22 protein-coding genes are annotated in these 24,879 nt (G+C 45.8%); 10 read left to right on the forward strand and 12 right to left on the reverse strand.

Going from position 1 to position 24,879, the window contains the following annotated elements:
- The first annotated feature begins 179 nt into the window (after nucleotides 1–179).
- Nucleotides 180–428, forward strand: coding sequence for a hypothetical protein (locus SHAL_RS01645; RefSeq protein ID WP_012275456.1), 249 nt, complete (start codon nucleotides 180–182; stop codon nucleotides 426–428).
- Nucleotides 429–848: 420 nt separating this feature from the next.
- Here SHAL_RS01645 and SHAL_RS01650 read toward each other — a convergent pair whose 3' ends face one another.
- The 3 genes from SHAL_RS01650 to exaC all read right to left on the reverse strand — a co-directional run bounded on the left by SHAL_RS01650 (nucleotide 849) and on the right by exaC (nucleotide 5,096).
- Nucleotides 849–1,742: a YjjW family glycine radical enzyme activase gene (locus tag SHAL_RS01650; RefSeq protein ID WP_012275457.1), complete on the reverse strand. Its 894-nt coding sequence runs from the start codon at nucleotides 1,740–1,742 to the stop codon at nucleotides 849–851.
- A 56-nt stretch (nucleotides 1,743–1,798) separates the two neighbouring features.
- A complete protein-coding gene (locus SHAL_RS01655) occupies nucleotides 1,799–3,322 on the reverse strand; it encodes a YjjI family glycine radical enzyme (RefSeq protein ID WP_012275458.1) in 1,524 nt (507 codons plus the stop codon).
- Nucleotides 3,323–3,575: 253 nt separating this feature from the next.
- On the reverse strand, nucleotides 3,576–5,096 hold the full coding sequence (gene exaC, locus SHAL_RS01660; RefSeq protein WP_012275459.1) for an acetaldehyde dehydrogenase ExaC: 1,521 nt from the start codon (nucleotides 5,094–5,096) through the stop codon (nucleotides 3,576–3,578).
- A gap of 296 nt (nucleotides 5,097–5,392) precedes the next feature.
- Here exaC and acuI point away from each other — a divergent pair, with 296 nt between their 5' ends.
- Nucleotides 5,393–6,373, forward strand: a complete 981-nt coding sequence (gene acuI, locus SHAL_RS01665) for an acrylyl-CoA reductase (NADPH) (RefSeq protein ID WP_012275460.1) — start codon at nucleotides 5,393–5,395, stop codon at nucleotides 6,371–6,373.
- A gap of 409 nt (nucleotides 6,374–6,782) precedes the next feature.
- Here acuI and SHAL_RS01670 read toward each other — a convergent pair whose 3' ends face one another.
- Entirely contained in the window at nucleotides 6,783–7,715 is a 933-nt protein-coding gene (locus SHAL_RS01670; RefSeq protein WP_012275461.1) for a LysR family transcriptional regulator, read from the reverse strand.
- A 496-nt stretch (nucleotides 7,716–8,211) separates the two neighbouring features.
- Between SHAL_RS01670 and ardA the strand changes: the two genes are divergently transcribed.
- The 4 genes from ardA (at nucleotide 8,212) to SHAL_RS01690 (ending at nucleotide 12,947) form a co-directional block, all read left to right on the forward strand.
- A complete protein-coding gene (gene ardA, locus SHAL_RS01675; protein WP_012275462.1) occupies nucleotides 8,212–9,732 on the forward strand; it encodes an acrylate reductase flavoprotein subunit ArdA in 1,521 nt (506 codons plus the stop codon).
- Nucleotides 9,733–9,760: 28 nt separating this feature from the next.
- On the forward strand, nucleotides 9,761–10,114 hold the full coding sequence (ardB, locus tag SHAL_RS01680) for an acrylate reductase cytochrome subunit ArdB (protein ID WP_012275463.1): 354 nt from the start codon (nucleotides 9,761–9,763) through the stop codon (nucleotides 10,112–10,114).
- Between the two features lie 262 nt (nucleotides 10,115–10,376).
- Nucleotides 10,377–11,621 (forward strand): dimethylsulfoniopropionate lyase DddY, encoded by a 1,245-nt coding sequence (gene dddY / locus SHAL_RS01685; RefSeq protein WP_012275464.1) that lies wholly within the window; start codon nucleotides 10,377–10,379, stop codon nucleotides 11,619–11,621.
- Between the two features lie 216 nt (nucleotides 11,622–11,837).
- Complete coding sequence (locus SHAL_RS01690; protein ID WP_012275465.1) at nucleotides 11,838–12,947, forward strand: hypothetical protein; 1,110 nt, start codon at nucleotides 11,838–11,840, stop codon at nucleotides 12,945–12,947.
- A 138-nt stretch (nucleotides 12,948–13,085) separates the two neighbouring features.
- On the opposite strand, the gene SHAL_RS01695 is transcribed toward SHAL_RS01690, so the two are convergent.
- Complete coding sequence (locus SHAL_RS01695) at nucleotides 13,086–13,973, reverse strand: LysR family transcriptional regulator (RefSeq protein ID WP_012275466.1); 888 nt, start codon at nucleotides 13,971–13,973, stop codon at nucleotides 13,086–13,088.
- 121 nt (nucleotides 13,974–14,094) lie between these two features.
- Between SHAL_RS01695 and SHAL_RS01700 the strand changes: the two genes are divergently transcribed.
- Nucleotides 14,095–14,742 carry a TetR/AcrR family transcriptional regulator gene (locus tag SHAL_RS01700; RefSeq protein ID WP_012275467.1) on the forward strand — a complete coding sequence of 216 codons (648 nt, stop codon included), beginning with the start codon at nucleotides 14,095–14,097 and terminating at the stop codon, nucleotides 14,740–14,742.
- Between the two features lie 14 nt (nucleotides 14,743–14,756).
- Here the strand turns inward: SHAL_RS01700 and SHAL_RS01705 are convergent, their stop codons facing one another.
- Both SHAL_RS01705 and SHAL_RS01710 read right to left on the reverse strand, forming a co-directional pair.
- A complete protein-coding gene (locus tag SHAL_RS01705) occupies nucleotides 14,757–16,127 on the reverse strand; it encodes an ATP-binding protein (RefSeq protein WP_012275468.1) in 1,371 nt (456 codons plus the stop codon).
- Entirely contained in the window at nucleotides 16,128–16,811 is a 684-nt protein-coding gene (locus SHAL_RS01710; RefSeq protein WP_012275469.1) for a response regulator, read from the reverse strand.
- 228 nt (nucleotides 16,812–17,039) lie between these two features.
- Here SHAL_RS01710 and SHAL_RS01715 point away from each other — a divergent pair, with 228 nt between their 5' ends.
- Both SHAL_RS01715 and fieF read left to right on the forward strand, forming a co-directional pair.
- Nucleotides 17,040–17,522, forward strand: coding sequence for a Spy/CpxP family protein refolding chaperone (locus SHAL_RS01715; protein WP_012275470.1), 483 nt, complete (start codon nucleotides 17,040–17,042; stop codon nucleotides 17,520–17,522).
- Between the two features lie 149 nt (nucleotides 17,523–17,671).
- Nucleotides 17,672–18,541 carry a cation efflux pump FieF gene (fieF, locus tag SHAL_RS01720; RefSeq protein ID WP_012275471.1) on the forward strand — a complete coding sequence of 290 codons (870 nt, stop codon included), beginning with the start codon at nucleotides 17,672–17,674 and terminating at the stop codon, nucleotides 18,539–18,541.
- Nucleotides 18,542–18,655: 114 nt separating this feature from the next.
- Here fieF and glnG read toward each other — a convergent pair whose 3' ends face one another.
- The 3 genes from glnG to SHAL_RS01735 form a co-directional block, all read right to left on the reverse strand.
- Nucleotides 18,656–20,065: a nitrogen regulation protein NR(I) gene (gene glnG, locus SHAL_RS01725; RefSeq protein ID WP_012275472.1), complete on the reverse strand. Its 1,410-nt coding sequence runs from the start codon at nucleotides 20,063–20,065 to the stop codon at nucleotides 18,656–18,658.
- 17 nt (nucleotides 20,066–20,082) lie between these two features.
- Nucleotides 20,083–21,123 (reverse strand): nitrogen regulation protein NR(II), encoded by a 1,041-nt coding sequence (gene glnL / locus SHAL_RS01730; protein ID WP_012275473.1) that lies wholly within the window; start codon nucleotides 21,121–21,123, stop codon nucleotides 20,083–20,085.
- A 149-nt stretch (nucleotides 21,124–21,272) separates the two neighbouring features.
- Nucleotides 21,273–21,821: a DUF4124 domain-containing protein gene (locus SHAL_RS01735; RefSeq protein ID WP_012275474.1), complete on the reverse strand. Its 549-nt coding sequence runs from the start codon at nucleotides 21,819–21,821 to the stop codon at nucleotides 21,273–21,275.
- A gap of 230 nt (nucleotides 21,822–22,051) precedes the next feature.
- On the opposite strand from SHAL_RS01735, the gene SHAL_RS01740 reads away from it, so the two are divergent.
- Nucleotides 22,052–22,702, forward strand: coding sequence for an MliC family protein (locus SHAL_RS01740; protein WP_012275475.1), 651 nt, complete (start codon nucleotides 22,052–22,054; stop codon nucleotides 22,700–22,702).
- A gap of 186 nt (nucleotides 22,703–22,888) precedes the next feature.
- Here SHAL_RS01740 and SHAL_RS01745 read toward each other — a convergent pair whose 3' ends face one another.
- Nucleotides 22,889–23,566, reverse strand: coding sequence for a type 1 glutamine amidotransferase domain-containing protein (locus tag SHAL_RS01745; protein ID WP_012275476.1), 678 nt, complete (start codon nucleotides 23,564–23,566; stop codon nucleotides 22,889–22,891).
- 111 nt (nucleotides 23,567–23,677) lie between these two features.
- Nucleotides 23,678–24,835 carry an iron-containing alcohol dehydrogenase gene (locus tag SHAL_RS01750; protein WP_012275477.1) on the reverse strand — a complete coding sequence of 386 codons (1,158 nt, stop codon included), beginning with the start codon at nucleotides 24,833–24,835 and terminating at the stop codon, nucleotides 23,678–23,680.
- Between the last annotated feature and the right edge of the window lie 44 nt (nucleotides 24,836–24,879).

Here is a 24,879-nt window from a genome sequence, read left to right on the forward strand (position 1 = left end):
GATGGGGAAATGGGTGTTCTATATAGACGCCGGTATAGCTGATTATTTGCCAATCAATCTGCGGCTACCACATTTTTTGCCTTAAGGTGGTCTTACCAGTTGATCTAATGGTTTATTCGTAATACTCTTATGTTGTTGCAAGGTAAAGTATTCGTAATCAATAATCTAATGAGGTTTACATGGCTAAAAATTCAAAACGAACAACTAAACAATTAGCTTCTACAGCTGCAAAATTTCTTTCTGATGCTAATTCTTCAAAAATAAAAAAGCATTTGTCTGGAAGTGTATTGGCTCAATCTCGTACAACGAAGCAGACTGGGAAGAAGATGGAATCTGAACTTTCAGCAATTTTGAAAAGCTCAAAATATGACAAAGATACAAAAATGTTGGCAGCTTCTTTATTAAGCCAATCCAACTCAAGTCGCTAAAGTGATAAAACATAGTTTCAATTAGTCGATAAGGCTTAATTAAAGTTTAATGGCTCTCTTCCTAATGAATAGAACTCTAAAGCTAAATTACTCCGCTTTTCCAACCCAGTGTAGATGCGGCTTAGGCCTTCGAAAACATGGATGTTTTCGCAGAGCGGTCAGGGATGACGTAAAGCGTGCCTAAGAAGTGTCTGCAGATACGCCGGCTGCAAGCCATTGGAACCATAAATGTATGAAGTTGGTTTGAAGATTCAAGTGATGAAGAATCTAAAGGTTCTCATGCTTTAGCTTTAACTGTGTAACAGTTTCAAAAATTGGAACCACTGATGCTGGAAGATACAGCAAATACTACCTGTGAAATGGTAAGAGAAAGGTTCACCGCTTTACCACAAAGCGCCCCCATTCGGTTGGCAAGAACGCCTACAAATAAACATTGGGTAACACCAAGTTACGCACTCCACGCTGCGACAACTGTGCGGCTAACTGCTGCATCTGCTGCTCACTGCAAGTGCCCCATTGGCGGGCTTCGCCTGTTACCCCGTGGTGTTGGAAGGCGTTGAGTTTGACTCTTACGCTTGCGGGTAGCTGGCTTAAATAGCCTGCAACGGCGTTAATCTCATTGTCAAAATCACTTACTCTCGGAATATACAGTAGGCGTATTTCGTATAACTTTCCCTCTGCGGCGAGTAACTTTAAACTAATAAATACCCGGTGGTTATCACGGCCTGTGATGTAGTGGTGGGTGTGTTGTTGCCAGGATTTAAGATCGATCATTGCGCCATCTAGGTAGGGCATCACCTGTTCCCAGCCGCTTTCAGATAAATAGCCATTACTGTCGATCATGCAGCTTAGATGTTTCAAATCTGGGCTGGCTTTTATCGCTTGAAACAGCTCTATGATAAACGGCAGTTGCAAGGTGGCTTCACCGCCGCTGACGGTGATGCCGTTGATAAAGTGCACTTGGCTGCGGATCAATTCCAGCATCTGCGGCACACTGTATTGGCGAGTCTTAGGACTAGATTGCTTAGGACAAGTCGATAAGCAAGTATCGCACTGGGTGCATTTGTCACTGTCCCACAGGACTCTTGGTTTTGTTATTACGGCTTCAGTTACTTCAGATAGTGAAAGACTTAGCGCGCCCACAGGGCAGGTAGCCACACAGTCGCCGCAACTGTCACACATATCTATGGTGTGCGGGTTGTGACAATTTTTGCAGTTAAAATTACACCCTTGCAGGAAGATGACCAAGCGACTGCCTGGACCATCGACACAAGAGAAGGGAATAATCTGGTTAACCGTGGCGACTCTGACCATCTTTTATCTTAATCCTTACTTTCTCTACTCGATCAGTCTAATAGGTTATTTGACGGCTATTTAGCGTGTGTAGGTGATTGCTCATGAGCAATGACCCGTGGCTGACGCTCTAAGATCTTAGTGTTGACCGCGGCTTCTGCGCCTAACCAAGTGGTGTTGGTGCGTGAGCCTGCTTGCTTAAAGCTAGCGATATCTGACAGCTTAATCATATAGCCTGTCACGCGGATCAAATCGTTTGAAGCCACGTTGGCGGAAAATTCGCGGAAACCTAGACTCAGTGCGCCTTTGCACAGCTGCATCATCGCCAGTGGATTCGCTTTAACGGTCTCATCTATAGTGAGAATATCGCTAATACCTGAGGTGTAATACTGGTGATGCTCGGCGAGGGCTTGAATGTGAACAATCGGATTTGGCTCGGTGCCGTAAGGGATACGCACGCCAGGTGTCACATCCTTATCGACATTCATACCGCCTTGTGAGTGCAGTAGCGCTAGGCCATGGTAGCCATACTTCACTGGTGTCGATTTCACTATCGCATCGAGTGCCTTAGAGATCTTGTGCCCCAGCTCATTGGCCGCCGCATTATGTCCATAGTGGTTGCTAGGCGTGCCCAGCAAAATATTAACCGCCTCTGCCATGCCGTAGATGCCAAACATAGGCGCGAAACGCGACTCTTCAATTAGCCCCTCTTTAACTAAGAAGCTGTTGAAGAAGTTAGACTCTTCATGCAAAAACTTAGCGCGTGCCTCGATTAACTCATAGGTTAGCTGGCAATAGTGTGGCAGCACTTGGTTAAAGAAGTCGTCTACACTGCTGGCTTTTAATGCCACCTCTTTTAGGTTGATGCGGACTAAGGTATTAGCACCGCCCGCAAGTGGTAGCGAGTTATAACAGCTGACGATACCAAAGCCTTTTTCATCGAAGCTATTGGCATGCAGCGGGTAGTTGGCGATATGTGGCTTGCTGCATTCACAAATATTGCTGGCGGCGATTTGTAATAGCTCATCAGGGGTGATCTGTGGGTCATACATAAAGGTCAGGTTCGGTGCTATCTGCTTAAGCTCGGCATCGACACGTAAAATGGTACGGCAAACAATATTGTCAGTCGGACCAATATTCACATGCATAAAGGCATCTGGCAGGGTACGGTCTAGCATGATCCAGAATAGCTTGAGTTTACGGTAGATAGTCTCAGGATCTAGGCCTTGGCAGAAAGGCAGTAGAATATCGTCGAGTTGACCTAGGTAGACTGGAATATTGGTGACCGATGGCACGTGGTGATAGATGATAGTCAGTGCATTTAGCGCTTCATCTAAGTCTTGCACCGGGCTTAGCTCTAGATACTCAGAACCATTTTGCAGAAACTTAGCGTAATCAGGCAGTACATATCTTGGCTTAAATGGCGCATTACCTTCAAACATATCACAGATAATACCGCTCTCTTTCGCCTCGGTCACCGCATCAGACAGCGCCATATAGGGCAGACTCGCTTCTGCTTCTAGGGCTAAGAAGTTAGATTTTTGCTTTGGCGAAAGGTTAGGGTCACGGGTTATCTGAGTGATTCTATGCTGCAAGGTCATGATGCAATATCCACTAATATATTATGGAGCTAGTTTACGGCGCGATGGCTAAATTCTTATAGTGAAAAACTGCTAAACAGTGATTTCCAGTTTGGAAATTCGAATAGGGAGATCTCACCTTAGATGAAAGTGAGCAGATTAGCGATGCGGTTTGGCTATGTGGTTTCGCTAGGGGGGAAATTGCAGACTAGCGATGGAAATAGCTAGCCTGCACTGGCACTAGAGTTATTAGGCCGTTAGCCAGGGGGTTGTGTTAGAAGAAGCCCAGAGGGTTAGCATCGTAGCTGATCAGTAGGTTCTTAGTGTTTTGATAGTGGTCTAGCATCATCTTGTGAGTTTCACGGCCAATGCCGGATTTCTTATAGCCACCAAAGGCGGCATGAGCTGGGTAGGCGTGATAGCAGTTTATCCACACTCGACCCGCTTGAATGCCACGCCCCATGCGCTGGGCGGTATTCATGTCGCGAGTCCATACGCCAGCGCCTAGACCGTATTCGGTATCGTTAGCGATCGCTAAGGCCTCGGCTTCATCCTTAAAGGTGGTTACCGAGATCACCGGGCCGAAGATCTCCTCTTGGAAGATGCGCATGTCGTTAGTGCCCTTTAAGATAGTCGGCGTAATATAAAAGCCTTGGCTTTGCTCACCTTCAAGTTTGCAAATGTTGCCGCCAATCAGCACCTCTGCGCCCTCATCTTTACCTATGTCCAGATAACTTAATATCTTATCGAACTGCTCCTGTGAGGCCTGTGCGCCCACTTGGGTGTCGGTATCGAGTGGGTTGCTCTGCTTAATAGTCTTAGCGCGCTGGATAACCTTAGCGATGAACTTGTCATAAATTGACTCGTGAATAAGCGCTCGTGATGGGCAGGTACAGACTTCACCTTGATTAAAGAAGGCCAGTAGCATGCCTTCTACCGCCTTATCGAGGTATTCATCTTCATGATCCATCACATCGGCAAAATAGATATTAGGCGATTTACCACCTAGCTCTACCGTCGACGGGATTAACGACTCGGCGGCGCACTTTAAAATATGCTGACCGACTTGGGTCGAGCCTGTAAATGCAAGCTTGTTGATTCGGCTGCTGGTGGCGAGCGCCTGACCGGCTTCGGTACCAAAGCCGTTAACTACGTTAAGCACGCCTTTTGGTAGTAGATCTTCAATAAGCTCGAGTAGCACTAAAATAGAGGCGGGCGTCTGCTCGGCAGGTTTTAGCACGATGCAGTTACCAGCGGCCAGTGCTGGAGCAATCTTCCACGCGGCCATCAATAGTGGGAAGTTCCATGGGATGATCTGACCGACCACGCCTAGAGGCTCTGGAAAGTGATAGCTCACGGTATTGGCATCGATATCGGCAGCGCTGCCTTCTTGGGCGCGAATACAGCCTGCAAAGTAGCGAAAATGATCCACCACTAGCGGCAGGTCGGCGACTAAGGTTTCCCGTACCGCTTTACCGTTGTCCCAAGTCTCGGCGATAGCCAGTGGCTCGATATTTTGCTCGATGCGATCTGCAATGCGCAGCAAGATGTTTGCGCGTTCGGTGACAGAGGTTTTGCCCCAACTGTCTTTAGCCTCATGGGCAGCATCGAGTGCCAGTTCAATATCAACGGAGCCTGAGCGTGGCACTTGGCAAAAGACCTGGCCATCGACGGGGGAAGTGTTGTCAAAGTAAAGGTCATTAACAGGTTTAACCCATTCACCACCAATGAAATTTTGGTATTGAGGTTTGAAGTTAATGAGGGCATCGGCGGTTCCTGGCTTGCTATAGATCATAACTATTCCTTGTAAGTTTTTTGAGCGACAACTCAGTGTAGCTGATAATGTGATGCTGAGTAGATAGGAGGAAAGTCGAGTAGATTAATGCTGGGTTGTTTGTCAGCTTTGAGGTTATATTCAGCATCGGCTGTGATAAAACTTTAGCTATGAACTTTAGCTATGAGCTCTAGCTATAAACTCTCCCTACAAACATAGGTCATGAATACCGCGCATTGTTTCTATGCAAAATATGCACTTCATTCATAGAGGTTTATAGCCTATGCTTCTCCCATCAGTTTAAATAGGAACTAGTCATGTTTAACGCACTTGTTTTGACCCAAGAAGAAAAGCTTACTCACGCTAATGTTTGTCAAATTTCAGAGACAGATCTACCAGAGGGTGAGGTGTTGGTGGATGTGGCGTGTTCATCGCTAAACTACAAAGACGGTTTAGCGGTTACTGGCGTCGGTAGGATCATTCGTAACTTCCCTATGGTGCCGGGTATCGATTTTGCCGGTACCGTGCTTGAGTCAAGCGATGAGCGTTATAAAGTCGGCGATAAGGTTATTCTTACCGGTTGGGGCGTAGGTGAAAACCACTGGGGTGGTCTAGCCGAAAGAGCGCGTGTTAAAGCCGATTGGTTAGTGCCGATGCCAACTAACTGTGACGCCGCTAAAGCGATGCAGATTGGTACCGCAGGTTTGACGGCGATGTTATGCGTACAGGCGCTACAACAAGCGGGTATTAAGCCTGAAGATGGCGACGTATTAGTAACGGGTGCCAGTGGTGGCGTGGGCTCTGTTGCCGTGACCTTGCTAGCGCAGTTAGGTTATCGCGTGGTGGCAAGCTCAGGCCGCGCCCTGCAAAACGGTGCTCTACTAACTAAGCTTGGTGCCAGCGAAGTTATCGATCGCAGCGAGCTTGAAGTGGACTCACGTCCGCTAGAGAAGCAGCGCTGGGCTGGCGTGGTTGATACTGTAGGTAATAAGGTACTCGCTACTGCATTGGCACAAATGAACTACGGCGGCGCGGCTGCTATCTGTGGTTTAGCGGGCGGTTTTGCACTGCCAACAACGGTGATGCCATTTATTCTACGCGGCGTGAATCTTCTAGGCATTGACTCGGTTGCTTGCCCATTTGAGAAGCGTCAAGCAGCGTGGGAGCAAGTACTTAATTTGCTACCTGCTAGCTACTTTGAAGATGCTTGCGAGACCATCGCCCTAGAGCAAGTACCTGAATTTGCACAGCGCATCATCAAAGGCCAAGTAACAGGCCGCGTGTTAGTACAGCTATAAGCAGGGGCTAGGAAAGGCTAAGAAAGGTTCTAGGTTTTAGGAAAGGCTAAGAAAGGATCTAGGTCCTAGGAAAGGCTAAGAAAGGTTCTAGGTCCTAGGGAAAGCTAAGACGAACGTACGGAACGCTGCGCTTACGGAAAAGCCGGGGTAAAGCTAACTCGTATTTTATTGTAGGTTGGGCTTTAGCCCATCAGGCGCGAGTCCTTCATCCTTGATTCCAATCTGCAGTACCATCGATATCTTATTGATATATATCTTTTTGCCTTTGCTTTTCCTAGTAGGGCGCAGCCCGTCCTCGCAGCGCAGCGTCCTAGGGCCTAGTACCTTGTTTATTCAGTCCGTCCTCGCAGCGCAGCGTCCTAGGATCTAGTACCTTGTTTATTAAGTCCGCCCAGGGAAACCTAATTCGTTACAGGTTTTGTGGTGTCTGTGTTAGCAGGCTTTGAGTGGCCTCTATAATCTCATTTCGTAACCATTTTTGCGCCTTATCTTGCTCACAGCGTGAATGCCAAAATAGATTGTAATCTAAGCTTTGCAGCTTAAATGGCAGGGGTTTGACTCTAAGACAATGACGCTCGGCAGCAATGGCGGCCATGCCCTCTGGCAGGGTAATAATCAGCGGGTTTATCGATTGCAGTGCCAGCGCAGTATCTAAGTGCGGCGTTCTTAATAACTCGGTGCGCGGCGGATATTGGCTTATGGCATCATCGAGCAGCGCCTTTACCCCATCACTAATCGCAATGGTCGCATGAGGGTAGTGCAGGTAATCCTCTAAGCTGATATCGCTATCCGCGAGTGGGTGGTTAGGGGACAGTAAACAACTGACACCGACTTTACCCAGAAAGCTATGCTGCAGGTTTCCGGTTTGACCAATGGCGCGGCAGATGGCCATATCGGCACCTTTTACACTGAGCTGCGCCTGTAACTCTTTCTGCTGTACTGGCACAATCTCTAATCTGATCTGCGGCGCCTTTTGGTAAATATGAGGCAAAATGAAGGGCACCAACGCCTGCATAGCATAATCGGTTACGGCGATAGAAAACTGTTGCTGACACTCTTCGGGCACAAAGGCTTTAGGGGTTAACAGTTCAATCAACTGTCCAGTAGGTTGGCGCAACTGCTGGTAGCACTCAAGTGCGAACGAGGTCGGTACTAGCTGCTGACCAACACGAGAAAATAGCGGATCATCGAGCATCTCCCTAAGGCGTGCAAGAATACGGCTGGTGGCCGATTGGCTTAGGTGTAAACGCTTAGCCGCTTGAGTGACGCTGCGCTCTTCGACCAAGATCTGTAGCGCGATCAACAGGCTTAGATCTTGGCGGTAGATCTCTTCTAATTCCATAATGTCCTTTGCTTGCCAACCTCAGGGTGATGACAGTGTAAATCGTTATTAAAACCTACAGACGTAATGATGGCATAGAAGTCTGTAAGCCGAAAATATTATCCAATAACGCTGCACGTTACTTTTAGCAAGGATACTTTGTGCTGAGGTTATTAAATAGTCTAAATTTTACAATGAATTAACTTTTGAGGCCTGTGCCGAATATAGGTGTTGTATGTCACCTGGTTTGCGCTATCTGGCTAATCGAATAAATCAAATAAAACAGTGTTAAGTCAGAGCTGTATTGATGTTGAAACTTGATAGTTTGCTATCTATCAGCGTTTGGAACAGGTTCCAAAACACTTCTAAAGTAGTAAAAAGCTCAAACATTGGATCTAGCTTGGAGTTTGTGAATGTTATTTTATTGTTTTAAATGAATCCTTATGTAACTCCCGTTTTGGAACTGATTCCAGCCCTATGATTGTTGCGTCTAATAAAACTAATAGGGTGATGACAGATGAGTAATAACAATCTGCTAGGACGCCGTAATTTCATTAAAGGAATGGGAGCGGCAGCAGGTGTCGCAATGGCTGCACCAGCACTCGCCATTTCTGAGAAAGCGGATGGCGTTAAATGGGACCAACAAGTTGAAGTTCTAATTATCGGTTCGGGTTTTGCGGGATTAGCGGCGGCGATTGAAGCTACGCGTAAAGGCGCAAAAGATGTTCATATTTATGAGAAAATGTCATATTTTGGTGGCAACTCAGCAATCAATGGTGGCCTGTTTGCGGCTCCAGACACACCAATGCAAAAGACTGAAGGCGTTAAGGATTCAGTCGACACTATGGTTGCCGATCAGCTAGCCGCGGGTCGCGGTATTGCCGACGAAGCACTACTTCGCCATGTTGCTGAGCACGCTGTAGAAGCACTGCAGATGACATTAGATGCGGGTTCTGAATATCACCCATATCTACAGCAGTTAGGTGGCCACTCAGTTGCACGTACCTACCAAACTACAGTGAGCTGTGGCGCGGGTATTACTCAGCCATTGCTACAAGAGTGTCGTAAATTAGGCGTTCATACTCATAACCGCGCTAAGTTCGAAGGTTTCTTAGTGGGTGATAAGGGTGAAGTGGTTGGCGTTAAAATGCGTCAAAACTATCACTTCGGTGAAGACCAACCAGGTGAAGTCATTAATATCCGTGCTAAGCGCGGTGTGATTATGGCTACCGGCGGTTTCGCGCAAAACGTTAACTTACGTATGGCGCAAGACCCAACTCTTACCGCTGAAGTGGGCTGTACTAACGCACCAGGCGCTACGGGTGAAGGTATGTACGAAATGTTCCGTCTAGGGGCAATTCCAGTGCATCTTGCACATATTCAATCAGGTCCCTGGGCATCACCTGATGAAGGTGGTTTTGGTTACGTGTCTAATTACTCAATCTACAATTTCCCGCATTCAGTGGCGATTGACCGTTTAACCGGTAAGCGTTTCATGAATGAAATTGCTGACCGTAAGACTCGCGCCGATGCTGAGTTGAACTGTCGCGACGCACAAGGAAATGCCCTACCTCCAATTTTGATCACTAGCTACAAGGATTCTAAGAAGCATCCGAATACCAAGAAAGTGATCAAGTACAACGTAGGTTGGAAGTTTGACTCAGTTGAGGCGTTAGCTAAACACTTTGATGTGCCATTAGCACCGCTAAAAGCACAAATTGCTGAGTACAACGAGTACGTTAAGGCTCAAAATGACCCTCAGTTTGGCAAGAACATGACCGAAGCCAAAGACAAGTATATCGAAGCACCATTTACCGTAGTTCGCTTATGGCCAAAAGTGCACTACTGCCAAGGTGGTGTACAGATCAACACTAATGCTGAAGTGAAAGACAGCTTTACGGGCCAGGCGATTCCAGGTCTATATGCAGCGGGCGAAGTGTGTGGTGGTATTCATGGTGTGAGCCGTTTGGGTAGTTGCTCAATTCCTGAATGCATGGTGATGGGTATGACTGCTGCACGCAGCATGATGAAAGCCTAAATTTGCCAGATAATAAGAGGAATGAGTGATGATTAATTTAAAAGCGGTATTAGCGCTAACCTTTGGTTGCTTTCTAAGCCTATCAGCCCAAGCTGTGGAGATCCGCGACCACCATAAAGAAGTGATTGGTAAGGATTGTAAGACGTGTCATGACAATGGCATCAAGCAGTTTCCATCAGATCAAGCTTGCTTGCAGTGCCATGATGTTGATGATTTAGCTGAGCAAACGGCACGTAGTGAAGAGGATAAGTGGCAGAATCCACATGACAACTTACATTATGGTAAAGAGTTACCTTGCCAAGAATGTCATAGTGAGCACGACACTAAGAAGCCACTATGTAGTAACTGTCATACTTTTAAGTATGACAAGCATAAAGAGTAAACTTTTAGTTTATTGAAAGGTAATTGGTAACTTCATCTCTTACTATTACTTTATAAAATCCTGCAATTTTAAAAGACCACATTTGTGGTCTTTTTTTTGTACAAAAGAATATCGAATTTGAGAATTATTTTATTTACAAATGTGACATTGGTAGCTAATTAGGCGCAGAAGTTTCGCATAAGTAGATTTTTGGAATTAGTTCCATCTATATCATTTAAATTAACAAATAGTTTCATAATAATTAAATATAGGGTGATGAAATATGAAGTACACAATGCTGTTAGGCAGTTTACTATTATCAAATGGGTTAGTTGCTGCTGAGCTTCCTGACTTCCTAGATAAAAAAGATATTAATGATGCGCAATTTCAATGTTTAGGTGAGTCGCCTAATTACAATGCACAAGATCAAAAATATATTGATATTTTGTGGGATGAAACACTGACTTATTTACGAGCCTATGCAGAAGCATTAACTAATGATCAAAACAGTGGCTGCCTAAACTCTGATATGGCAATGGTTGACTCCACTGAAGGTGGTCAGCACATGTGTGTGATGGATCGCCGCGATATGAAACTGATGGTTAAGAATATCTACCAAGTTATCAATAACGCAGATGAAGCCAAAAAATGTTTTGGCGCCCGTGAAGATGTGAGTTGGATTTATAACCCAGGTGGAGAACTTACTGAAAACTCTCCAGTTGCACAGCATTTCAAGCGCACGACTTTCGAAGAGTTTTTCGATAACAAAGTTACTGACAAACAAGTTAAAAAACATGGCGAAAACTTCACTAATAATTTCTACAAGATGGTGACTGGCGATGAAGTAAAAATGCCAGCAGTATTCCCATATGACATCAGCGCTAACTCTTTGCCAAACCTATGGGCGGCTGCAGGTTGGTTCCCTATGTATGCTGAAGAAGGCAAGCGCAACGATAAGAACTTCGACAATATTCGTGGTGGTTATGCTTACGCTGAAATCTTTGGTCACTGGGGCCTATTACGCATTGATGAAATCAATGGCGAAAAGGTTGGCGCTGAAGTAGGCATGACGGTGCAATCGGTTGATACGCTATACCCGTTCCACAACCATGCAATTTCTGAAATGTACTACAACATGCGCGTGCCTGCTTGTACTAATCAGTTCAAGACCATTGCAGTACGTGAAGATTCACCGTTAGTTAAGACGGTAAAAGAAGACGACACCATGCGCCGTGTCCAGTTTGATGAAGGCCAACATAACTCGCAAACCATGTGGTTATCTGGCAGTGCAGAACAAGACTCGCTGATCTATTTTCATCAAAATACCATCCATGCATTCGATGTTGATGGCAGCTGTGAAACTAAGCCAGAAGAGCGTGCGATTGTGTCTGTTTGGGCTCGCAGTAACGCCAATGACAAGCGCAATGACTATGGCACAACATTATTGTGTGAGTCTGCTGCAAACCCTGGTACACCCGCTAAGCGTGGTGAAGTTATTCAGTGTGATTTAACCAAAGTTAAATGGTAATTCATCGTTAGGTGTGGGCGCCTAGAGCTCCCTTTGGCGCCCTTACCAAGGAAAACATTGATTTCAGCATATTAATAAAAATATAAATTATAAAAATGGGGTTAGAATTTAGATATCTTAATTATTAAAGTATGACAATGGATATTGAATCCATGAATTGATTTTTATGATATTTAGATTTTGCTGAACCCCTCTAATATTAAATGAAGGGTGGTTATGAAAAAGTCTATTATTAATTTAGCAGTAGCAAGTATATTGCTTCCAGTTTTTGCTGCTCCAGCAGTTGCAGATGATTTAAATATTGGTGGTTCTGTTAGAGCTAATTACAGCTATAGCGATTATTCCGAGTCTTCTAAAGATAAAGGCGGTGATTTCGATTTTAACTTAGTGTCCATTACCTTTGCCGATAAGTGGAATGATATTGGCGTGAAAGCTGAATATCGATTCTATGACGGTTACGATCATTTAAAATATGGTTATGCATTCTGGGATGTTAATGAAGATCTAACGATTAATGGTGGTGCAATCAGCAAACCTTTTGGTAATAAAGGCTATGCTTCTCACAACTGGTGGTACAGCTTAAATTATTACATGGGCTTTGAAGATGATTACGGCGTGGGTGTGAGTGCGCAGTATGAAAATGGTATCTCTTTATCTGAATTCGCCTTTATTAAAAATGCAATCTATGGCGGTACTGATCACCGTGATTTTGCCGGTACGGTAGCCAAGGGTACTGTTGGCGATACCAGTTATAACAATGAAGAAACCAATACGTTAGCTGGCCGTCAAAGCTTCACATTAACCAATGGTGAGTTAACTACGATAGTGGGAGCTTCTGTTGAATATGGTCAGCTGTATAACTCTGAATATGGTGAAAACGGCGATACGTTCAATTATGCACTGCACCTAGATATGAACTATGCCGGTTGGGGTTTGCAAGCCCAGTATCTGGCGTATGACTTTGACCAATATGATGATGGCAAGATTGATCCAGATAAGATTGGTATGGGCATGCTAGGTGGTTTTTATGAGGTGGCAAGTAAAGGTAATATTTACACTGCTAACCTTTCTAAAAACATCGCCACTTCTTGGGGCTCGCTTACGGTGTACAATGATTTCAGCATGGTGCAGCCAGATGTAGAAGAGTTTGATGATTCAATTTTGAATACAACCGGTGTTTCTATTGCCTATGGACCACTATTTATTTACGTCGATCATTACATGGCGAAAAATGTGCTGTGGCTTGGTGGTAACAGCTTAGGTTTAGTGCAAACCGATGATGATTGGGATCACCGCTTTAACATCAACTTTGCTTATTATTTTTAAGTTATAGAGGGCGATAGAGCGCGGTATTTAGCTACTATTGCTAAAAGAAATGCCAACCTAAAAGGTTGGCTTTTTTAGTTTCAATCACGCGTTTTTATGGAGGCTTGTTTTCTAGCTTAGCCTCTTTTATTAACGCAATTAGCCAAGCATTTGTGCTTTATTAACTTCACCTAGTCCTTGCACGTTAGCCTTGATCAAATTGATTAACTGGTTAGTCGCTGCCGTTTGAGTCTCTGGGTTGATATAGAGCGACTCATTAAAGCTGGGCAGTGGCGGAATGTTGTGCTCGATAGGATCGATGATCTGCATCTTATCGTTAATACGAAACTCGGCAATTGGCGCGATCACTAAGTCATTTTCCACCGCCATACACATGGCCGTTGGCGATGGCGTCGATAGTAATACACTCATCGGGCGCATCGAGATCTGGTGATTGGCAAAAACCTGAGCACGGATCGGGCAATTCTCTGGATACAGCGCCATAGGTACAGTTTCGCGTTTATGGGCGCTGCCACCTTTGGCTGCCACCCAATGAAAACGTCGTTCAAACAGTAATTCGCCATGACCTGCCGCTGGCGTTTGCCAGTGTGTCGCGACAATCACATCAAATTCGCCGTTATGTAGCCGTTTGTAGAGGTTGCCACTGACATCGGTATCGATGACTAATTCGATACAGGTAAATTCGCGAATAAACTCTAATAAGAAGCTACCTAAATAACGATTGATATAGTCAGTCGGTACCCCAAGGCGTATGACTTCACGATTTTGACAATCTTTTAGCTCATCAATAGCTTGTGAACTGAGCTGTAGCATCTTATAGGCATAGTTGAGTAGCGTCTTTCCTGCATCTGTCATTGTGACGCCTTTGTTATCTCTAAGTAACAAAGGTTTGCCAACGCTCTCTTCTAACTTCTTGATCTGCAAGCTTATCGTAGATTGAGTTCGGCAAAGTTTCTCCGCAGCCTTTGACAGGTTTCCGCATTCAACTACCGCAATAAAGCTTTCTAATAGTTCAATTTTTAACATGGGCTATTGAGTTTATTCATGATGCTATCAGTATTACTCAATACCCGTGATGGGACTAGGCTGCTACCTTATGAATGTGAACTTAAATAATATTGATTGTTAGATTTGTGAAGAGGTCGACATGAGTAACTGGCAGCAGCGAGAAAGCTACTTAACGGATATCGCCGAGCGTTGTTTGCGGGGGCATAAAAGCTTTGATCTACGTCGTTCTCACCTAGTTGAGGCGAGTCAGATCTCTAAGGGAACCATCTACAATCATTTTCCAACGGAAGCCGATTTAGTGGTGGCTGTGGCAACGGCGCATTACAGAAAACGTCTTGAGAGAGCTGCGATTGACGACGATTTATATCAAGACTATTTAACTCGTTTCTTGATGCACCATTGCTGGGGGCTGCGTGATGATCTGTTATACGATCGTTTTATTATCTCACGCGTGATGCCAAATTCTGAATTATTAGCACAAGTGACCGATGATAATCGCGAGACATTCGAGCAGGTTTATGGTGAATATGTTCGATGGAATAATGATTTGATTAAAGCTATAGGTGTGGTTGAAGGTTTTAACCGCGCCGAACTTGTTGCCAACTACCTGCGTGGCGCACTGATTAACTGTGATGATGCCGGTAAGCAATATACCGACGCGAGTCTGTACTATCAATTTAGCTATGCCTTAGCACAGTTGATGGGGCATTCAGATAAACGTATTCCTAAGCAGGCAGATTACGCACACTGGCTTGCCAGACTCGAACCCGCGGCAAACGCCGCGTAGTTGAGTGATGGTATTTATTGGATAGGCAAGTTGATGGTGATTTTTAAACCACTATGTTGATTATTTTCAGCCGTTATCTTGCCTTGATGGGCCTGAATTGCGGCTCTGGCTATCGCGAGACCTAAGCCCCAGCCGCCGGACTCTCTATCTCGTGCCGATTGTGGGCGGTAGAAAGGTTCGAAAATCGCCTCTAAGTCGGTCTCGTCGGCGATCCCTGGGCCATCATCAATAATCTCAATTTGTATATTGCTTGCAGTGGCTATGGCTTGAATTGAGACTTGGCTGTTGGCATAGCGGATCGCATTGCGAAGCAAGTTTTCAACTGCGCGGCATAAAGGTCGTGGATATAGCGGTGCAACAATCGATTCATCAATGTCGATATGCAGCTGTTTTTGTTGCTGCTGAGCCTCGAAATCGGCATCGTCTAAGACTTGGCTTAAGGTTTCGGAAAGCTCGAGGTTGCGCTTGGTCTCGTTAGCATTGAGCTTGACTCTAGACAGCTCTAACAGCTCGGCAATCATCTGCTCAAGTTGGTCGGCTTCATACTCAATACGTTCAGTTTCAGCTGTTTCTTGACCCTTTTTACGACTGAGTGCCAAAGACAGTTTCAGTCTTGTCAGTGGCGTTCGTAGCTCATGAGAGATATCGCTGATCAGTCTTTGTTGGCTATTGACCATATCTTCTACCGAGTCAGCCATACTATTAAAGGCTTGGGCTAGCTGGCCAATTTCATCGTTTCGCAGGGCGGTTGCCATATCGACTCGGCTACTTAAATCACCACCGGCGAGTGCGTCGGCGCTGCGTTTAAGTGAGCGCAACGGCTTACCTAAATGCCAAGCAAATAAGCCACATAAGAGGCCTGATAGTAAAATTGCGATACTGAGGGTTAAGATCTTATTATCGCTAAAAAAGAAGAACCAGGGCCGTGAATGATGCTCTGGAATACGGCCATACAAGCTGTACTCTTTACCTTCAACGTGGAAGCTATAGGGACCAAACATGAGTTCATTTCTAAACTGTTGTTTTATCGGTTTGCCAGCTTCATCGGCGATCAACATAAAGCGACGCAATGTCCGAGAGGGTTTGTGAGTATTGAGTACGTTAGCATTCTCATCGACCAGGTAAATCCGTATCGGTCGACCGTTAAACTCCTTAAACCGATCCCAGCGCTTCATTTTATCGTTATTTAACACTTGGGGATTATTGATAATTTTTTGCGATACTGTTTCAAGCAGATGTTTAAGCTGGGGTGGCAGTTCAGATTGATCGTGATTTTGCTGCAGCAGAGGAAGTAAGCCTACCAGGGTAATAATCAGCGAGCTACAGAGCCAGAAGCCCAGTAGCAGTTTAACGAATATATTGTTGGGATTTTTTCTCAGCTGCATTTAGGGTAACCAGATGTAGCCTTTGCCACGAATCGTCTTTACTCGTGGGCGGCCGTCATCGCGTTCAGGCATTTTCTTGCGTAAATTAGAAAGGTGCATGTCTAAGCTGCGATCGAAGGGCATCAGTTTTTTACCCAGCACCTTTTCGCTTAATACTTCTTTGCTTGCAAGCTCTCCGGCACTTTTGACCAGCTCAAACAGTAAGCTAAACTCGGTGCCAGTGAGGATGATGAGCTGATCTTGGCAGTGCACTTCTTGACGGGCAGGATCTAAATTTATATCACCGTACTGACGTGTCGATAGCGGTGTTTCGTTTGCTTGGCTATGTGTGCGACGGATAATGGCACGAATACGCGCCACCAGTTCTCTATCATTAAAAGGCTTAGGTAGGTAATCATCGGCGCCAATCTCTAACCCCACGACGCGATCGATTTCATCGCCACGGGCTGTCAGCATTAGTACCGGTGTTTGTTTCTTGCTACGGAGTGCACGTAACACTTCAAAACCATTGAGCTTAGGCAGCATCACATCGAGCAAGATAAGATCGAATTGTTGCTCGATAGCAAGATCGAGTCCCGACTGACCATCATGGGCCAGTGTTAGCTCAAAGCCTTCAAGCTCTAGCAGCTGTGCAAGCAGCTCAGATAGACCTAAGTCATCATCTATCAACAATATACGGCTCATAATTACCCTTCTAATGTACTCTTACTGTGAGTATACCCTTTTTGATGTCAATTGCAGTTTAGGAGTGTAATGCTAAGTAAAGATCCACAGTCATTGGTGGTACCTAACTTAATTTAAACTGCTTTACAGTGTTTTACGCTACCTAAACCCTAGCTTACGTTGAGTAGTCTAAACTGGTAAGCGTCAAATCAAGCTTAGCGGGGCTAAGTAAATTTAATAGAGGCTACCATGATGAAAAAGAATAATTTAAAAGCAGGTTTGCTTGCCATAGTGGCCAGCACAGTATTATTAACAGCGGGTGTTAGCGCCGCTAATGACTACCATGGTTCACGTGATGGTAAGCAAGGTCATCATCAGATGAAAGGTGGATGTGGCAGTCATCACGATCTGCGTAAGATGTTTCACGGTTTAGATCTAAGCGATGAGCAGAAGACTGAGATGAAAGCGCTATTTAGTGCTCATCGTGACGAGATGAAACAAAACCGTCCGTCTAAAGAAGCGCGGGCTGCACAAAAACAGCAGATGTTAGGTTTTATTACGTCACCTAACTTTAACGAAGCTGAAGTGAAACAGGCACTAGTGGCTAAGCAAGAAGCTCGTCAGCAAAAGGCTGTGGGTATTATTAAGCTACAAAACCAAGCGTATCAGTTGCTGACCCCTGAGCAGCAAGAGAAATTTAAGCAGCGCTTTGCTAAGCATCATAAAAGGTAATCAGCTTTCGCTTTGAAGGCTAATCGACCCAATAGCTTTTATCTATTGGGTCAATTGGTTTTAACTTGAAGGAAATCATCAGTTTTTCTCTCTCGTTTGTTATAAACTTAAGATCTGTGTTTCCCTTACTGTACAAGTAAACAGATTTTATGACTGACACTTCCCAATATGACTTCTGGGTTAAGCTGGCCAGCCGCGCAGCCGTTGCGACAGCTTTAACCCTTATCACTATCAAGTTTGCGGCGTGGATGTATTCCGGCTCTGCCAGTATGCTCGCCTCGTTAACGGACTCCTTTGCCGATACTCTCGCGTCTATTGTGAATTTTATCGCGATTCGTTACGCCATCGTGCCAGCCGATCAGGATCATCGCTACGGTCACGGTAAGGCGGAGCCGCTAGCGGCATTGGCGCAATCGGCCTTTATTCTTGGTTCCGCTTTCTTGTTATTGCTTCATGGTGGTGAGCGTCTGATCAATCCGGTTGAGGTGCAGCATGCTACCTTAGGTGTGGTGGTATCCATTATTGCTATCGTGTTGACACTTGCATTGGTTATGCTGCAAAAGCGTGCATTAGCGGCAACATCGAGTACCGTGATAGAAGCCGATGCGCTGCACTATAAATCGGATCTATTTCTCAATGCCGCAGTACTGCTGGCACTAGTTTTGGCGCAGTACGGCTGGTTGTGGGCCGATGGTTTATTTGCGCTGTTAATTGCATTATTCATTGGTCAACAGGCGGTTGGCTTAGCTTATCGCTCAGTGCAGTCTTTACTCGACCGAGAGTTAGATGATGAGACGCGCGGTAAAATCACTGAAATTGCTAAGCGTGATCCGCAGGTGAAAGGGATCCACGACTTACGTACACGCGAGTCGGGTAAGACCATGTTTATCCAGTTTCATCTTGAGTTAGACGGTGATTTGAGTCTGCTGCAAGCACATAAAATTGCCGTGGAGACATCCGAGAGGGTGCGACAGGAGTTTGTCGACTCTGAGGTGATTATTCACCAAGATCCGGTGTAGTGACTGGCTTATAATCAAAAAAGGAGATCCTGTTGATCTCCTTTTTTGTTTTCAGCCCTAAAGCATCTACTTCAGAAGGTGGATTCTTTACTGCAAGCCGTATTGAGGGAGCTGCTAATCCATCTCTAGCTCTTTCAATTTTCGGGTTAAGGTGTTGCGCCCCCAACCTAGGCGTTTTGCCGCTTCTTGCTTATGACCATTGGTATGCTTAAGGGCGGTTTGCAGTAAGATGCGCTCGAAAGCTGGCTGCACTTCGGTGAGCAGATCGCTATCGCCATCGCTGAGGCGCTGATCGATGAATAGCTTCAACGCGCCTTGCCAGTCATCACTGTCACTCGTTTGTGCGTTATTGAGTTTAGGCTCTTGTAATAGCTCTGGTGGTAGGTCGAGTGGCAAGATCTCCTGACCCGAGGCCATTACCGTTAGCCAGCGGCAGGTGTTTTCAAGCTGACGAACGTTACCTGGCCACGGTAGTTGCGATAGCTTAGTCGCGGCCTCTTTAGTCAGCACTTTAGGCTCTACGGCGATCTCTTTGGCGGCGATCATCAGGAAGTGACGTGCGAGCTGAGGAATATCCTCTCGACGCTGAGACAGCGGCGGCAGATGCACGCGAATGACGTTTAAGCGATGGAATAGATCTTCACGAAATCCCCCCTGATACACGAGTTGTTCAAGGTCTTGATGGGTTGCGGCGATAATGCGCACATCCACTTGTACTGGTGAGTGGCCACCCACGCGATAAAATTGACCATCGGCTAGTACTCGCAGTAATCGAGTCTGAACGTCCAGAGGCATATCGCCAATTTCATCCAAGAATAGGGTGCCGCCGTTGGCTTGCTCGAAGCGCCCCTGGCGGACGCTGCCAGCACCGGTAAAGGCGCCTTTCTCATGGCCAAATAGCTCTGACTCAATCAGATCTTTAGGGATCGCCGCCATGTTTATCGCAATAAATGGCTTACCCTTGCGTGGACTATGTTTATGCAGCGCGCTAGCGACGAGTTCCTTACCCGTACCCGATTGACCATTGATTAATACGCTAATCGAGGAGCGGGAAAGGCGACCAATGGCTCTAAATACCTCCTGCATCGCAGGGGCTTCACCTATGATCTCTGGTGTGGCGACTAGCGGCTCTTCAACGGTGATACTCGAGCTCTGCTCTTTTGCATGGGTGAGAGCACGGTCAACTAGCGAGATGGCTTCGTCGATATCGAAAGGCTTGGGTAAATATTCAAAGGCTCCGGCCTGATAGGCGCTCACAGCGCTGTCGAGATCGGAATGTGCCGTCATGATAATAACCGGAATATGCGGATAATGATTTTGCAGACGCTCTAAGAGAGTCAAACCGTCGGTACCGGGCATACGTATGTCAGAGACAATGACTTGAGGCTGCGTCATCTCCAAGGCTTGCCAAAGAGACTCGGCAGCGGCAAAGCTAGCGCAGCTAAATTTAGCACTTTGCAGCGCTTTTTCTAATACCCAGCGTATCGAGCTATCGTCGTCGAGGATCCATACTTGTTCAGTCATTCTAGGTCTTCCTCTTATTAACTATTGATGGGTAAGGTGATGGTAAATTCAGTGTGACCGACGGTTGAGTCGCAATCGATGCGGCCGCCATGCAAGCGGGCAAAGTTATGGGCGATTGATAGTCCAAGGCCTGAGCCTTGTTCTCGTCCTGTCACCATGGGATAAAATAGGGTGTCCATTAGTTCGGGCTGAATGCCCGGTCCATCATCGATGATAGATAGCATAAGCACTAACTTGTGGCGCTTGGTACCTATGGTTATTTGATGTTGGGTACGGGTCTTAAGGCGAATATTGCCACCCTTAGGCTCTAAGGCTTGTATCGCGTTTTGTACAATATTGAGAATAGCTTGCTGCAGCTGGTCTGGATCCATCTCAATATCAGGGATCGAGGGGTCATAATCTTGAGTGAGTTCAATATTGCTTGGCAGGGTAACATTCACTAGCTGGACAACTTTTTGGATCACTTCGTGGATATTGTACAGGCTATGTTGAGTCGGCCTCTGCGGGCCGAGTAAGCGATCGACTAAGTTACGCAACCTATCGGCCTGCTCAATAATAAGATCGGTAAACTCGTGAAGTTCAGGTTCTTTTAGCTCTCGGGACAACAGCTGAGCTGCGCCGCGTAATCCACCTAATGGATTCTTGATCTCATGGGCGAGGTTGCGCACTAAATATTGCGCCGCCTGTTGCTGAGCATCTTGGGTTAACTGTTGGTGGATCCGGCGCTGCTGATCGACCTGACGTAACTCAATCAGAGCAAGGTACTTCTCTTGCTCAAGAGGCGTCAGCGTGACGTCGACAGTATGGTGTTGAGCATCGAGAGTGACTAAGGGCACGGTATTAATACTCAAGCCTTGGCCTTCGAAAATAGCCAGTTTTAGTACCTGAGGGTCAACGCCGAGTAATTGATAGTGCTCGGGTAAGGGGTGTTCGCTCAGGCGGTTACTGCCAACACCGAGCAATTGCTCTGCGGCCGCATTAACGTAGAGTAACTCAAGCTCTTCATTGATAACGAGCACAGCCGTTACTAAATGATTGAGCAATAAACTTGTATCCATCAGCTACTCCGAATTATGCAGATGCACCAGTTTGGGCATTTCAGTTGATCGCACCACTATGGTGCACCAAAGTGGTGCAGCCTGCAACTAGACTTCATCGGAATGTAGACTAAATCAATATAATCCTAAGCTTCTATATTAAAAGGCTTTTACTCGTTGACTCTAGGTTGAGGTTTAATACGAGTAGGCGCATTAATCGACGTCCGATGAAGAAAAATCGTTCTTACAGGAGTCGATGCAATTCTTTTGCCGTTCTGATCCAATACCTTAACGACAAAGCGGTGTTCACCACGATCAATATTGCTTAGCTTAAATATACCTATAGTTTGTTTATTGCCTATTTGATTGCCATCCATGTACAGCGCAAATTGATGTGCATCTGCGATTTTCGGAGTGATATTGGTGATAATAGTGATGTTGCCATCATTGCTACGAATGGACTCTTGTTCACTTGGGGATGCAATACTCATCTTGTAACTAGGCTGAGCAGCCTCAGGTGCTTTTAGATAGCTGGGAATGACAGTTACTTCGGGGAGTTTGATGTTGTTTTGAGTGTTTTCTTTTAACTCGACCACTTCGGCATTCTTTACCGGTTCGTCAGAGAAGTGAACCTTACCCTCTTCATCGACCCATTTATAAACAGTTGCATGAGCTAAGGTGGCAACTAATAACAGTAGTAAAGCTAAGCCTACACGCATCGTGACGTCCTTTGTTACAGGGTTGTAATCTCTGAAAGAGTAGCTGTTTTTCCATAAAAAATCATGAACTTTGTTGTGAAGTCCGAAGAAAATTATGGCCAATACAGAAACTTGCTATCTATAGTGATAGGGTAAATTAGCTTGGTTAGAATATTAACTATTGTAGAGTTAGATCAATTTGAGTGCGGTTAGAGAGACGCTAGCTGCAGAGAGTAAGTAAAGGATAAGAGATGCAAAAAACTATTTTACTGGGCTGCTTAGTTCTGTTGGCTGCTTGTAGTTCGACGGTGGCAACTCAAATAAAACCAACGCAAGCTGACAGCGAGCTCGTTGTACCCGTTAGCGATATGCATGTTGCTCCAACTTTTGATTGCGCTAAGGCTCAGGGGCAGGTTGAAACACTCATCTGTCATGACGCTGAACTTGCGCAGCTCGATAGACTGATGGAGCAGATTTATAAAGCGGCTGTCGTTAATATCCCAGCGTCAGAGCAACCTAAGGCGACGCAGAGAGGTTGGATTAAAGGCCGTAATGACTGCTGGAAGGCGCAAGATGTGCGTGAGTGTACACTGCAAAACTATAAGGGGCGGATTATCGAGTTGCAGATCCAAGGCGGCTTATTGGAGGTGCCGCCAGCCGTGGTATTTGATTGTGGTCATCATCCACAGATAACCGCTGTTTTTTATACCCAATTAGACCCAGTAACGGCGGTATTTACCTTTTCGAGTGAGAAAATGGGTGAACAGCAACTGCAGGCAACCAATGTGCGCAGTGGCAGCGGCGCAAAATATCAAGGACGTAACTTTGAGTTTTGGGAGCATCAAGGCGAAGCAAGCGTGCAGTTCTTTGATGACAGCTATCGGTGTAAATTACATAAGTAAACGGGGTTCTAGGTTGAACTAGCAAGCTTATAATCGCGATTAGCAAACAAAAAAAGCAGCTTGTCGGCTGCTTTTTGTTTGCTGTCGTCTTGGGCTTAACCTAGCTGCTGGCTTTTATCGTATTGCTGCTCTATATCGAATATTATTAGCGATTGGTTCAACAGCTTAGTATAAGCCGCCATATTTCTACTTCAGCTGCTTGATGATCTCATCAGCTACCGCTTCAGAAGATGCCGGGTTTTGCCCCGTGATTAAGTTGCCATCAACGGCAAGGTGGCTAGCCCAGTCGTCTCCCTTGTTATATAAGGCGCCATTTGCCAGCATCATATCTTCCACTAAGAAAGGCACGATTTCGGTGAGCTGCACTGCAGCCTCTTCGCCGTTAGTAAAGCCTGTTACTTGCTTGCCAGCGACTAAAGGTGAGCCGTCAGCGGCTTTGACATTTTTAAGTGCCCCCGGCGCGTGACACACTAGTCCAACAGGCTTTTTAGCTTGGTAGAAGGCTTCGATTAATGCGATAGAATGGGCATCGTTGGTGAGATCCCATAACGGACCATGGCCGCCGGGATAGAAAACGGCGTCGTAATCAGCTTGGTTTATCTCTGCTAGCACTTTTGTTGTAGCCAGTTGCTGCTTGGCTTGTTCATCTTGATTGAATCTATCGGTCGCCGCCGTTTGAAAGCCCGGCTGTTCACTACTCGGGTCTAGTGGTGGTTGACCGCCAGCAGGAGAGGCTAAGGTGATAGTAAAGCCACTGTCTTTAAAGCGATAAAAAGGACTGGCAAATTCTTCGAGCCAGAAGCCTGTTTTTAAGCCTGTGTCGCCAAGTTTGTCGTGTGAGGTGAGTACCATCAATATCTTCATTTTGTCGTCCTTTTTATCTGTTGGTTTGCCAATTAGCGGCATCCTTGTTACGTGATGCCTGCCAATTAGCTGAGGTCTCTTTTACGCTTGTATCTGTGTGGTTATTAGGGGTTATAAGTTACGTTCTAAAATCTTGCGGCTCATAGCCAGATCAACATCTTGATTTTCGCCCAGTGCCGTCATGCCGTGGCCTTCAAGTTTATTGATGATCTCATCGATACTGCTACTATCTAAGTCGTAGTCTGAAAGGCGAGTTTTAATGCCCATCGTTTCGAAGAACTCACGGGTTTTACTGATAGCCGCATCGATGATTTCATCATTGCTGCCTTGGTTAATGCCCCAAACGCGATCGGCATATTGCAGTAACTTCTCTTGCTTAGCGTCACGGCGAACATCGAGCATGCCAGGTAGAATCATCGCGATAGTACGCGCATGGTCAATTCCGTAAAGGACGGTGATCTCATGGCTAATCATATGTGTTGCCCAGTCGTGTGGCACACCTTTGCCTATCACGCCACTCAGGGCCATGGTTGCTACCCACATCAGGTTAGCGCGCACATCAAAGTCTTTAGGTTGGCTTAATGCTTTTGGGCCTAATTCGATAAGGGTTTGCAGCAAGCCTTCGGCGAATCTGTCTTGTACTGGCGCATTAACTGGGTAGTTAAGGTATTGCTCTGTGATGTGAATAAAGGCATCGACAACCCCGTTAGCCACTTGGCGCTCAGGCAGTGTGAAGGTTTTGCTTGGGTCTAATACTGAGAATTTTGGAAAGACGTGATTGCTCATGAAAGACAGCTTTGATTGGTACTCTTTACGAGTGACAACGCTGGCACTATTCATCTCTGAGCCAGTGGCTGGCAAGGTTAGTACCGTACCGAATGGCATAGCCTGAGTGACTTTTTCGCCCCAACTTAAAAGTATGTCCCATGGCTCAGCTTCAAATAGTGCGGCAGCAGCGACAAACTTAGTGCCATCGATAACCGAGCCACCACCAACGGCCAACAGGAAGTCGATATTTTGCTGTTTTACCACATCGACCGCTTGCATTAATGTTTCGTAGGTTGGGTTAGCCTCGATACCACCAAACTCAACAACCTCACGCTGCTTAAGTGCAGCTTTAACCTCATCGAGTGTACCTGTACTTCTGGCGCTATTACCGCCAAATAGGACTAGAACTTTTGCATCTTGTGGGACTAAGTTATCTAGCTCGGCAATTTTGCCTTCACCAAAGCAGATGTGGGTTGGGTTGTAATAATCGAAGCTGTACATAATCGTTCCTATAGTCGAGCTCAGTGCGTCGAGTGATATTAATA

It is taken from the genome of Shewanella halifaxensis HAW-EB4 (genome assembly GCF_000019185.1).
Lineage (GTDB): Bacteria > Pseudomonadota > Gammaproteobacteria > Enterobacterales > Shewanellaceae > Shewanella > Shewanella halifaxensis.

Bases quoted from the DNA above. Each gene is read 5' to 3' on its own strand.
- SHAL_RS01735 (WP_012275474.1), bottom strand. From the start codon at position 21,821: ATGCGTGTAGGCTTAGCTTTACTACTGTTATTAGTTGCCACCTTAGCT.
- SHAL_RS01740 (WP_012275475.1), top strand. From the start codon at position 22,052: ATGCAAAAAACTATTTTACTGGGCTGCTTAGTTCTGTTGGCTGCTTGT.
- SHAL_RS01670 (WP_012275461.1), bottom strand. From the start codon at position 7,715: ATGGAATTAGAAGAGATCTACCGCCAAGATCTAAGCCTGTTGATCGCG.
- SHAL_RS01715 (WP_012275470.1), top strand. From the start codon at position 17,040: ATGATGAAAAAGAATAATTTAAAAGCAGGTTTGCTTGCCATAGTGGCC.
- SHAL_RS01750 (WP_012275477.1), bottom strand. From the start codon at position 24,835: ATGTACAGCTTCGATTATTACAACCCAACCCACATCTGCTTTGGTGAA.
- dddY (WP_012275464.1), top strand. From the start codon at position 10,377: ATGAAGTACACAATGCTGTTAGGCAGTTTACTATTATCAAATGGGTTA.
- SHAL_RS01700 (WP_012275467.1), top strand. From the start codon at position 14,095: ATGAGTAACTGGCAGCAGCGAGAAAGCTACTTAACGGATATCGCCGAG.
- SHAL_RS01745 (WP_012275476.1), bottom strand. From the start codon at position 23,566: ATGAAGATATTGATGGTACTCACCTCACACGACAAACTTGGCGACACA.
- SHAL_RS01695 (WP_012275466.1), bottom strand. From the start codon at position 13,973: ATGTTAAAAATTGAACTATTAGAAAGCTTTATTGCGGTAGTTGAATGC.
- glnL (WP_012275473.1), bottom strand. From the start codon at position 21,123: ATGGATACAAGTTTATTGCTCAATCATTTAGTAACGGCTGTGCTCGTT.
- SHAL_RS01650 (WP_012275457.1), bottom strand. From the start codon at position 1,742: ATGGTCAGAGTCGCCACGGTTAACCAGATTATTCCCTTCTCTTGTGTC.
- ardA (WP_012275462.1), top strand. From the start codon at position 8,212: ATGAGTAATAACAATCTGCTAGGACGCCGTAATTTCATTAAAGGAATG.
- SHAL_RS01705 (WP_012275468.1), bottom strand. From the start codon at position 16,127: ATGCAGCTGAGAAAAAATCCCAACAATATATTCGTTAAACTGCTACTG.
- SHAL_RS01655 (WP_012275458.1), bottom strand. From the start codon at position 3,322: ATGACCTTGCAGCATAGAATCACTCAGATAACCCGTGACCCTAACCTT.
- fieF (WP_012275471.1), top strand. From the start codon at position 17,672: ATGACTGACACTTCCCAATATGACTTCTGGGTTAAGCTGGCCAGCCGC.
- ardB (WP_012275463.1), top strand. From the start codon at position 9,761: ATGATTAATTTAAAAGCGGTATTAGCGCTAACCTTTGGTTGCTTTCTA.
- exaC (WP_012275459.1), bottom strand. From the start codon at position 5,096: ATGATCTATAGCAAGCCAGGAACCGCCGATGCCCTCATTAACTTCAAA.
- SHAL_RS01710 (WP_012275469.1), bottom strand. From the start codon at position 16,811: ATGAGCCGTATATTGTTGATAGATGATGACTTAGGTCTATCTGAGCTG.
- glnG (WP_012275472.1), bottom strand. From the start codon at position 20,065: ATGACTGAACAAGTATGGATCCTCGACGACGATAGCTCGATACGCTGG.
- SHAL_RS01645 (WP_012275456.1), top strand. From the start codon at position 180: ATGGCTAAAAATTCAAAACGAACAACTAAACAATTAGCTTCTACAGCT.
- SHAL_RS01690 (WP_012275465.1), top strand. From the start codon at position 11,838: ATGAAAAAGTCTATTATTAATTTAGCAGTAGCAAGTATATTGCTTCCA.
- acuI (WP_012275460.1), top strand. From the start codon at position 5,393: ATGTTTAACGCACTTGTTTTGACCCAAGAAGAAAAGCTTACTCACGCT.